Origin of the sequence: uncultured Campylobacter sp. (assembly GCF_938031315.1) — a bacterium.
GTDB lineage: Bacteria > Campylobacterota > Campylobacteria > Campylobacterales > Campylobacteraceae > Campylobacter_B.
Map to the genome: position 1 here is coordinate 1 of NZ_CALHHT010000308.1, position 9,454 is coordinate 9,454.

Below are 9,454 nucleotides of genomic sequence, written 5' to 3' on the forward strand. Positions count from 1 at the left end.
CCCTAAAATCGTAGGACTGCACCCATATAGGCATAATGCGATAAAAGATATAACAAAATTTCTCATCTCTCCTCCTGCTTAAAATGCGCTCTATCTTTTATTTGGATACATTAGGCTATTAAATACCACTATAGAAATTATGGCTAATATTAATGTCAAAATTTTCATCTTATTTTCGCTCCTTTGTCGGAATTCTATTTATAACGCCTTATGATATTCCTTGCAAATACATACGTAATTTTAAAATTTTATACCTTAACTGCGCCTATCTTTTAAAATTTTATTCCTCATCGCGCTGATTTTACACCCTCTTTAGTCACTCTTTTTCAAATTTAAAATATTTTTCAAGCTTTTTATTCTTTTCTATTTGATCCGATTTTTCTATCTCGGCATAATCTTGCAGTTCGCCTCCGCACTTAGGGCAAACACTCCTATCTTTAACGTCCGAGAAATTATAAAATTTAAAACACCCTTTGCAGCGCATAAATTTAGGATAATATTTTATGCTTTTTTCGGAGCGAAATGCGAGATATAAAAAGAAAGCGCACGCCGCAAAGCATAAAATTCCAATTATTATACGCAGATACGCGCTTTCAAATTTTACCGATGCCATAAAATCGGGTTTTATATCAACTCTCCCCAATATAACAGCCGTTAATCCCCATACAAAAAAATCAAAAAAGCCGATTAATGCAAAAATTCTATTTAGCATTTTTATATATTCCTCGTATAACAAATCAAAATTTCATCGCTTTTTAAATTTACGCTTTTTGGGCTTTGGGGGTTTAACGCCTTGATGAGGAGCGTTTCTTCGCCAGTAGTCGCCGTCATTATACTCCGTAAGCTTTTTGCCACAGTCCGGGTAAATTTGATCCGTATCTTTGACGTCCTCGTATCGGTAAAATTTGCCGCAGTCTGCACACCACATATACTTCGGATATCTTTTTATGCTCTTTTCAGAGCGGAAGGCGAAATAAAAGCCGTAAATACCCATTATTAAAAATACGATTGCGGGTAATATCCATAAACTACCTGCATCATCAAATTTAATATATTTCTCGCCTATCTTTATATTTTTATTTACTGCAAAAATTATAAGGTATAAAAATAATACTACGCCAAGAAAAAAATAGCCGATTCTATCTGACATTTTGCTGCTTCTTTTCGTTATGATCTGCTTTACTCATCGTGTTTTGCGCCATACCGTATGATCCTTAAATTTGATCTCTATGAGGGATAAATTTTATTCTTGATCGTTTTAAATTTCTCATATAACAAACCTGGAATATTGTAAAATCAACGTATAATCTTCGCTATAAAATTTTACCCTATTTTTTCTATTGTAGATACTCATACTTAGCAGATATTTGGCGAAATTTATATAATCCTTCGTATTAGGAAAATAAAATGTAACGCTTTGGTAGAATGTTTTAAAATCCAGCCTAAATTTATACCTGCCCATATCGTCCGCTATATAACACTCCGCTTCATCCATTTTGATAAATTCCTCTATATCTATGCATAGCTGAGCACTATTTTTTGCAAATCGCGCTCCTCCCACCCAATATTCATAAGGGAAAAGCTCTAGGTATGAGACTCTTTCATTATACGATGATGTTAAAATGTTTTTTGCGAAATAATACATAGCCAAATTCGTAGTAAAACCCAATACCACAAGCTTTTTGTCTTCTAGAATTTTAATATCTAATTTATGATACTCATGCCCCATAAGTTCCTCATCGATAGTTAGAGGATCGTCTTTTATATAAATTTTATTCGGCAGCACTGATTTATTCTCCTTTTGCGCACTATACCGTTATTCATCGAGCGCCGTCAAATATGATCCAAATCCCTTTGATTGCGGAGTATAATAACTCTTTTCCACCTAAATTGAAGCTGTTTGTGTTCATATTTTCTCCAATATAAGTTCCGCCGAGCCCTCCTCAAGCGAATTATACTCATCCAGATGTATATGCGAATGTTTCGGCACGGAATCTTGCGCTAAAGTAAGCAGATGCCTGGCAAGAGATATAAGCCCGCTTTTATTCGCCCTTATAGTAACTTCGTTTTCGAGAGCATTGACGGAGATCGCGAAGTCCTTTTCCCATTGTAGCTGCAGTCCCTTTTCTGCGCAATAGTCTAAGGTTTTTATAACATACTGCCCCATATATCGCCGATACTCCTTTCTAAATTTAATCGGTTGCCGATAGAATTTACCTCATCGATCGGTTAGCCGATCTCATAGTATTTTGGAAAAATTATATCTAAAATAAAAATGAAAGGGATCGAAATAACTAAATTTAAGATAAGTACTGTGCGCGAAAATGAAGCGGTTAAAATTTGAAAACAACTTAAGTGGTGGTCCCGATTGGACTCGAACCAACGACTTCCACCATGTCAAGGTGACACTCTACCAACTGAGTTACGGGGCCAAAAAAGAAACGGCAGTATATCAAAAAAATCTCTCAATAGCAAGCAAATTTTAATTTTTCGTAAAATTCCGCCAAAATTCTATACAAGATTCCGCCGCGACTCAAAACCTCGTCGAATTCTACGCGAAATTTCACCATCATGCCGAAGCTCCGCGCGGAATTTTATCTCGCTACTAAAATTCGCAATCCCGCGCCGAATTTCATCCCATTACTAAAATTTCGAATTCTGCGTGAAATTTATCGCGCTTGCACGACACTCGCGTGTTTTGCCCCAGCTTATTCTGCTCCGCTTTGTTTTATCTAGTCGCTTTGCTTCTACCCCGCCTCGTTTCATCTACCCGCCCTGCTTCGTCCTATCTTATTTTGCCCGCTTGCCTCGCTCCGCCTTGTGCCTAGCTAAGACATCCAAATTTTTTCATTCAGCCTTAGAATTTTTACGATTTGCAGCATCGCGTCCAGATCCGCCTTGATATCCTTTGCGATGCGGGCATTGAGTATCGGCTGATCCAGGCTCGGCTCGAAACTATCGGCGCCGCGAGCTATCGCGATGTAAATTTTATTTTGCTTGAAGCTCAGCGAGATGTTCGATTTCACGAGCTGTTTAAGAGATAAAATTTTCTCCATCAGCGCGGGCGTCAGAACATACATAACCGTCATTGCGTCGTTTGCATAGATCGTAAAATTTTGATTGAAGTTCGCGTTATCTATCGGGATTTCGCGACCACCCAGTAGCTTGTACCGCAACTCAGACGGCGGCAGTGTCGTATTCGAGAAAACAAAAACGTCGGAGTGGATTTTTTTATTAAAATTTGCCATGAAAAAGGGTCCTTCGAAAAATGTGACGTAATTATTTTTAAAAATAAATGGAATTCCCGTACCGATGTCCTTTTCCAGCCTTATGTCGCAAAACATAAAATCCACTCCGCCTGCGTTCGCACAAACCAGATCATCCGCGCGAAATCTATCAAATCCGTCAAATATCTCGCTTGCTCTTACCTCTTTTTCCTGAAAAAGCGCGCCCATTTTATACGAAAAGCCCAGGCTCTCGATATAGGGCTTGAGATAAAGCTCTTTGTAGCGCATCAAAAATCGCTCGGTTTTGCGGTCAAAAATCCACTCGTAAAATTCGTCCCGCATGGCGATTATTGCTAAAATAGACATGACCAAAAAAGATAAGCTTTCTATGCCAAGATCGAGTTTGGGAAAATCAAGAAAGATGATTATCAATGCGAGCGCAAGCATCGGACCGAAAACCGCAAACGCTACCAGATAACTTAAAATTTTCCAAAGCTTGCGACTTTTCTTAAGCTGTTTGCGCTGCTTTTCTAACTCTATGACGGTTTTAATATCCACGCCCAACCTCTATTTATTAAATTTAATGGCGCAACCTTGCGGCACAGCGTAAATCTGCGCCCGATACGGCGCAATAGGCGCACGCTGTTTATATGCCGCTAAATTTTATGGCTACTTGCGCGAGCCGCGCGCATTGAAATTTGCCGCCAAGCTTAACTTGCAGCATAAATTCCGTGATTAAAAAAACTTATTTCAGTAGCTCGTTTGCATACGCTCGTACGCTCGCATCCACCGCCACAAGCGCATCCGCGTCCGTCACGCTAGGCGAGTTAAATTTCTCCGCGCACTTTAGCACGACGCGCGCAATGTCGGTGAAGCGGCACCGCTGCTGCAAAAACGCATTTACGCCCGCTTCGTTTGCGGCGTTGATGACGACGCCGAGATCGGGGTTTGCTAACAGCGCGTCTTTGAGGGTAAAAATTTGAAATTTCATCTCGTCGATCGGTTTAAGCTCTATCGGTCGCAGGGCGCACAGATCCACGGGTGCGGTGATCTGCTCCCGTACGTCGCCGCTAAACATCGCGTGCGCGATAGCTAGGCGCATATCGGCTCTGCTAATATGCGCCGTCGTAGAGCCGTCTGCGAATTCGACTAGCGCGTGGATCTGCGAGGTGCGCTCGATGAGCGCATCGATCTCGCGCGTGCCGTAGAGCCAAAACGCCTCGATCACCTCAAAGAGCTTATTCGCCATCGTGGCGCTGTCGATCGTGATCTTCGCGCCCATCTTCCAGTTGGGGTGCTTGAGGGCGTTTTGCGGCGTGAGCGAGCCCAGCTGCGTTAGCGGAACGTCGTAAAATGCGCCGCCGCTAGCCGTGATGATTAGGCGCGAAACGGGGATTTTAGCGTTGCTAAGTAAAAATTTCAGTCCGAAATGCTCGCTGTCGATCGGGTAAATTTTATCCGTTTGCAGAAATTTCCCACCGACGACGAGGCTTTCTTTATTGGCTAGACAGAGCCTCTTTCCGAGCTCTTGGGTTTTTAGGCTCGGCATCATGCCCGCAAAGCCTACGAGAGCGTTTACCACGGTCGTGCTTTTGCACTCCGCAAGCATCTGCAAAATTCCATCTGCGCCGCAAAATACCCGCTCGTGATCTACCTCGCTTTTTTGCTGCGCGTCCGCGATGCAGACGAGACGAGGATGAAATTTTGCGATCTGTTCGTTTAAAAGCTTGATATTGCGCCCGCAGCTAAGCGCTTCGATCATACTGCCGCTGCGCGCGGCTACGTCTAGGGTGTTTGTGCCGATAGAGCCCGTGGAGCCTAAAACTACCATGAATAGACTATCGCCATCGCGATCGCGCCGAACATATAGCCGTCGATGCGGTCTAAGATCCCGCCGTGCCCCGGAAAGAGCGCGCCGCTGTCTTTAAGACCCGCCGCGCGTTTTAGGTAGCTCTCAAACAGATCGCCAAACACGCCAAAAATTGCTATGATGATGGTTTTTCCTAAAATTTCAAGCGGCGGCATATTGGTAAAGATGCGCGCATAAATGAGGCTAACGATAAGCGCGAGCGCAAGACCACCTAGTACGCCTTCTACGGTTTTATTCGGCGAACTGGCGCTTAGCGGAGTTTTGCCGAAAGCTCTTCCAATAAAATACGCGCCGCTATCGCTAGCTACGATAATAAAGATCAGCCAAACGAAGTGAAAAACTTCCCCGAAATCATCGTAAGCCGCCCACATAAAAAATATCGGCGCAACGGGATAGATGAAAGGAAGCGTGATCTTCAGGCTAGGACCCTTGGTAAAGGCTACGACAGAGGCGACGCATAGGATCATTAGGATGCTAACTTTTAGCGCTGAGACGAAAGGCTCATCGGTCTGCGTAAATGGTAGCAGCGCAAAAAACGCGATCGCCAGCGCGAGCCACTTTTTGCTAGTTTCCTCCAGACCCCATAATTTGAGGCTTTCAAAAAACGCCAGCACGAGTATCAGCGCAAATACGGCGAAATTTAGCCACCTAGCGTTTATGAGAATTAGAGCCAAAAATACGGCGAGTAAAATGCTTGCCGTGATTATTCTTTGCTTCATAGAATTTCCTTGGAATTTATTTTGAGCAATTATATCGCAAGCTCGCTTATTACGGCTTTAAAACGCTGATTGTTTTAAAATTTACGTAGTTTACGAAAGCACCTTCGTTGATTTTGACATTTTGACGTTTGGTGTAATCGACGAGATATTTTCCGCTGCCACTTGCACTGAAGCTCACGCAAATTTTAGCAGCAAATTCGACCACCTCTTCGCTTAGACTTTGCTTATTTGTCTTTACGATGACGTGTGCGCTTGGAATATCCTTAAGATGAAACCAATAGTCGGATTTGGAGCTATTTTTTAGTAAGAACTCATTGCCTTTTTCGTTTTTACCGACGCTGATTTTAAAATCCCCGAGATAAAAGCTCGCTACATATTCGCTATTTTTTTCCTTGCTTTTTTGCCTAATTTGCGTGCGCTTAGGCATTAGAATTTCGATCTCGTGTGCATCCTGTGCGGTGATAATGAGCGATTTTAAATTCTCGTAAAACGCGAGTTTCTCCTTTAAATTTTGCTCTTCGATATGGATATTAGCAGCCTTTTGGCGCAGACGCTTTGCCTCGGAGTAAAGCTCGCCCAAAGTGGCGCTTACAGGCTTTTGTAGCTTAAATTCTATCGCTTCGGCGTCTCCTTTTTGCAGCGTAAATTCTCGCGCGCTAGTTGGAATTTTATAGATATTTTCTTTTAGCAAGGCAGCTTTCGCACCTAAAAGCTCGGCGCTTCGCAGTAGTTCGGCGCTGCTTTGCAAAGAGCCTAAAGCCTCACGCACCGAGTCTAGCTTTTTATTTAGCGCCGTGATTTTTGCGGATTTGAGCGAGTTTAAGCGATCCGCATTTAGCGCGTTAAATTCCGCGCGAAAAAATGCTCTAAAGTCCGAAATTTTTGGCACGGGGGCTTCTTTAATATTTGCAGGCGGTAGGTGGCGGAGTTTTCTTCCTACCTTGATCTGTCTAAATTCCGTCTCGAAGTGCCGCAGTGCCTCTAAAATCACATCATTTTCGTCGGTGATTATTACGTTTGTAAAACGCCCGGTAAATTCGAAGTAGATATTTGAGCTTTGGGTTTTGTAGCTTGCGTTTTGGCTTACGCTAAGGCATAGAATTCTATTATTTTCTGGCACGCTAACGGAGGTGATGCGCGATTTTACAAAGCGCTTGGCAAGTAGCACATCAAAGGGCGCCGCGTAAACCTTACCTTCGGTAAAAGCGTCATTTTCGTGGATATTGCAGCCTGATTTATTCATATCAAAAAACAGCGTCTCGTTGCCGTCAAAGCAGACTTTAAAAAGGTTATCTCCTACGCGCTTAATGTGCGAAAGGAAGCGTTTGGCGCGTAGATACTCGCAAATTTGAATTAAATTTTGATACTTCATACGCGTTAAAATTTCTCTTTGTGGATTTTGGCTAAATTTAACTTTTGCAGATCGTGAGGGCTCAGGCGCTGTTGCGGCACGCCGAGGGCCAGTATCGCTTCTGCTTTAAAATTTAGCGGAAAGCCCAGCGCCTCGCGCAAAAACTCCTCGCTGCTGCGTCCGTCCGCGGCGGCGCGCAATCTTACCTGCACCCAGCAGCTGCCGAGATTTAGCGCGCTTGCGGCAAGGTGCATGTAGCCTAGCGCTACCGAGCAGTCCTCGATCCAGACGTCCTGCTTCTGCTCATCTGCGATCACGACGATCGCGGCCGAAGCCTGTTTTAGCATATTCGCTCCGCTGCTGCGACATCCGCTTAGTCGCTCAAGCATCCGTTTGTCGCGCACGAGGATGAACTCCCACGGGCGGCGTGCATGCCCCGACGGCGCAAGCAGGCCCGCTTTTAAAATTTTATCCAGCGCCTCGTCCTCAAGCGGCGCATCCGTATATTTTCTGACGCTTCTGCGGTTTGCAAAAATATCTAAAATTTCCATCGTCTCGCTCCTTGCGACCCAATTATACATAAAATTGCAAAAATTTATGATTTTTTAGCTAAAATCGCGCAAATTTAACCGATACGAAGGAGATTTTATGAAGCAGACGATCACGGAGAAAATTTTTAGCGAGCACGTGGGCGAGGCGGTTTTTGCGGGACAGATCATCGAAAGCGCCATCGATATGGTCATCGGCAACGACATCACGACGCCGATTTCGATCAAGCAGTTCGAGCTTAGCGGCGCGAAAAAGCTTGCCAACCCGGACGGCTTTGCGATCGTGATGGATCACTACATCCCTACGAAGGATATTTTAAGCGCAAATCAAGCTAAAATTTCACGCGAGTTTGCTTACAAGCACGATTTGAAAAATTATTTCGACGAAAAAGATATGGGTATCGAGCATGCGCTGATGCCTGAAAAGGGGCTCGTAGTGCCCGGCGACGTCATCATCGGCGCGGACAGCCACACCTGTACCCACGGCGCGCTGGGGGCATTTGCGACCGGTATGGGCAGCACCGATCTTGCTTTTGCGATGATAACGGGCAAGAATTGGTTTAAGGTGCCACCTACGATCAAAGTAATTTTTCACGGCAAGCCCGCGCCGCACATCTACGGCAAGGATCTTATTTTAGAGGTGATCCGCCTTATCGGCGTGGACGGCGCGCGCTATAAGGCTTTGGAGTTCTGCGGCGACGCGCTTAAGCACCTGGATATGGATAGCAGATTTTCGCTTTGCAATATGGCGATCGAGGCGGGCGGCAAGAGCGGCATCGTCGCGGTCGATGAGATCACGAAGGAATTTTTGGCGGATAAAAATTTGCGTGCCGAGCCGAAATTTCACTACTCCGACGAGGGCGCGAACTATGAGCAAATTTTAGAGATCGATGTGAGTAAGCTTGATCCGGTGATTGCCTATCCGTTTCTGCCTAGCAATGGCAAGAGCGTGCGCGAGGCAGTGCGCGACGATATCGCCGTCGATCAGGTCTTTATCGGCAGCTGCACCAACGGCAGGCTCTCCGATCTGCGGATCGCGGCGCAAATTTTAAAAGGTCGCAAGGTCGCGCGCAAAACCCGCCTCATCATCACGCCTGCGACGCAAAAGATCGCTCTGGCCGCGCAAAAAGAGGGGCTGTGGGATATTTTCGTAGAAGCGGGCGCGGTCGTGAGCAACCCGACCTGCGGCGCGTGCCTGGGCGGGTATATGGGGATTTTGGGCGTGGGCGAGCGCTGCGTAAGCACGACTAATCGAAATTTCGTCGGTCGCATGGGCGATAGAACGAGCGAAGTATATCTGGCAAACTCCGCCGTCGCCGCAGCTAGCGCTGTCGCAGGCAAGATCGCCGATCCGAGGGATTTATAGGTTTAGAAATTTAAATTTGCCGCGCAAGGCTTTACCTTGCGCGGTTTAAGAAATCCGTAGATCTGCTCATTTGTATTTATCCTAAAATTTAAATCGCCCATACATTTAAAATAATCGTTCAGATTATCGCGGAAATTTTGCAACCGAACCGATGAAATTTTAAATATATATTGTGATATAAATTTTATATAAACCATCTATTTTAAGCAAGACAACGTTCAATTTAATATATTTTCTTTTCTTACTGGGAACTCTATAAAATATTTATCGTTTTCGTTTTGTATAATATTTTCCATATCTTTATGATAATGCTTTATGGTTATGTTACCCTCCTTGTCGTTATCGATATAACAAGAAGTAGTAGAATTATGCT

Annotated in this window: 10 protein-coding genes and 1 tRNA gene; 1 reads left to right on the plus strand and 10 read right to left on the minus strand. The window is 44.5% G+C overall.

Features of this window, described 5'->3' with window-relative positions:
* Positions 1-316 precede the first annotated feature (316 nt).
* From Q0236_RS07585 to Q0236_RS07630, 10 genes are all read right to left on the minus strand, one after another.
* The gene (locus tag Q0236_RS07585; protein ID WP_297916596.1) at positions 317-643 is read right to left on the minus strand and encodes a hypothetical protein; all 327 of its coding nucleotides are present in this window, start codon (positions 641-643) and stop codon (positions 317-319) included.
* Positions 644-745: 102 nt separating this feature from the next.
* On the minus strand, positions 746-1,150 hold the full coding sequence (locus Q0236_RS07590; RefSeq protein ID WP_297916598.1) for a hypothetical protein: 405 nt from the start codon (positions 1,148-1,150) through the stop codon (positions 746-748).
* 117 nt (positions 1,151-1,267) lie between these two features.
* Positions 1,268-1,786, minus strand: a complete 519-nt coding sequence (locus tag Q0236_RS07595; protein ID WP_297916600.1) for a hypothetical protein — start codon at positions 1,784-1,786, stop codon at positions 1,268-1,270.
* Between the two features lie 120 nt (positions 1,787-1,906).
* On the minus strand, positions 1,907-2,167 hold the full coding sequence (locus Q0236_RS07600) for a hypothetical protein (protein WP_297916602.1): 261 nt from the start codon (positions 2,165-2,167) through the stop codon (positions 1,907-1,909).
* A 189-nt stretch (positions 2,168-2,356) separates the two neighbouring features.
* Positions 2,357-2,432: transfer RNA gene (locus Q0236_RS07605), tRNA-Val, on the minus strand.
* 396 nt (positions 2,433-2,828) lie between these two features.
* Entirely contained in the window at positions 2,829-3,785 is a 957-nt protein-coding gene (locus Q0236_RS07610; RefSeq protein ID WP_297916604.1) for a DUF3137 domain-containing protein, read from the minus strand.
* 187 nt (positions 3,786-3,972) lie between these two features.
* Complete coding sequence (dxr, locus tag Q0236_RS07615; RefSeq protein WP_297916606.1) at positions 3,973-5,058, minus strand: 1-deoxy-D-xylulose-5-phosphate reductoisomerase; 1,086 nt, start codon at positions 5,056-5,058, stop codon at positions 3,973-3,975.
* Positions 5,052-5,816: a phosphatidate cytidylyltransferase gene (locus tag Q0236_RS07620; protein WP_005872778.1), complete on the minus strand. Its 765-nt coding sequence runs from the start codon at positions 5,814-5,816 to the stop codon at positions 5,052-5,054. The genes dxr and Q0236_RS07620 overlap by 7 nt, the downstream gene beginning before the upstream one ends.
* Positions 5,817-5,865: 49 nt before the next feature.
* Positions 5,866-7,188 (minus strand): NFACT RNA binding domain-containing protein, encoded by a 1,323-nt coding sequence (locus Q0236_RS07625; RefSeq protein ID WP_297916608.1) that lies wholly within the window; start codon positions 7,186-7,188, stop codon positions 5,866-5,868.
* Between the two features lie 5 nt (positions 7,189-7,193).
* Positions 7,194-7,718 (minus strand): nitroreductase family protein, encoded by a 525-nt coding sequence (locus tag Q0236_RS07630; protein WP_297916610.1) that lies wholly within the window; start codon positions 7,716-7,718, stop codon positions 7,194-7,196.
* A gap of 97 nt (positions 7,719-7,815) precedes the next feature.
* Here Q0236_RS07630 and Q0236_RS07635 point away from each other — a divergent pair, with 97 nt between their 5' ends.
* On the plus strand, positions 7,816-9,081 hold the full coding sequence (locus tag Q0236_RS07635) for a 3-isopropylmalate dehydratase large subunit (RefSeq protein WP_297916613.1): 1,266 nt from the start codon (positions 7,816-7,818) through the stop codon (positions 9,079-9,081).
* Positions 9,082-9,454 lie beyond the last annotated feature (373 nt).

Bases quoted from the DNA above. Each gene is read 5' to 3' on its own strand.
- Q0236_RS07635 (WP_297916613.1), top strand. From the start codon at position 7,816: ATGAAGCAGACGATCACGGAGAAAATTTTTAGCGAGCACGTGGGCGAG.
- Q0236_RS07620 (WP_005872778.1), bottom strand. From the start codon at position 5,816: ATGAAGCAAAGAATAATCACGGCAAGCATTTTACTCGCCGTATTTTTG.
- dxr (WP_297916606.1), bottom strand. From the start codon at position 5,058: ATGGTAGTTTTAGGCTCCACGGGCTCTATCGGCACAAACACCCTAGAC.
- Q0236_RS07590 (WP_297916598.1), bottom strand. From the start codon at position 1,150: ATGTCAGATAGAATCGGCTATTTTTTTCTTGGCGTAGTATTATTTTTA.
- Q0236_RS07625 (WP_297916608.1), bottom strand. From the start codon at position 7,188: ATGAAGTATCAAAATTTAATTCAAATTTGCGAGTATCTACGCGCCAAA.
- Q0236_RS07600 (WP_297916602.1), bottom strand. From the start codon at position 2,167: ATGGGGCAGTATGTTATAAAAACCTTAGACTATTGCGCAGAAAAGGGA.
- Q0236_RS07630 (WP_297916610.1), bottom strand. From the start codon at position 7,718: ATGGAAATTTTAGATATTTTTGCAAACCGCAGAAGCGTCAGAAAATAT.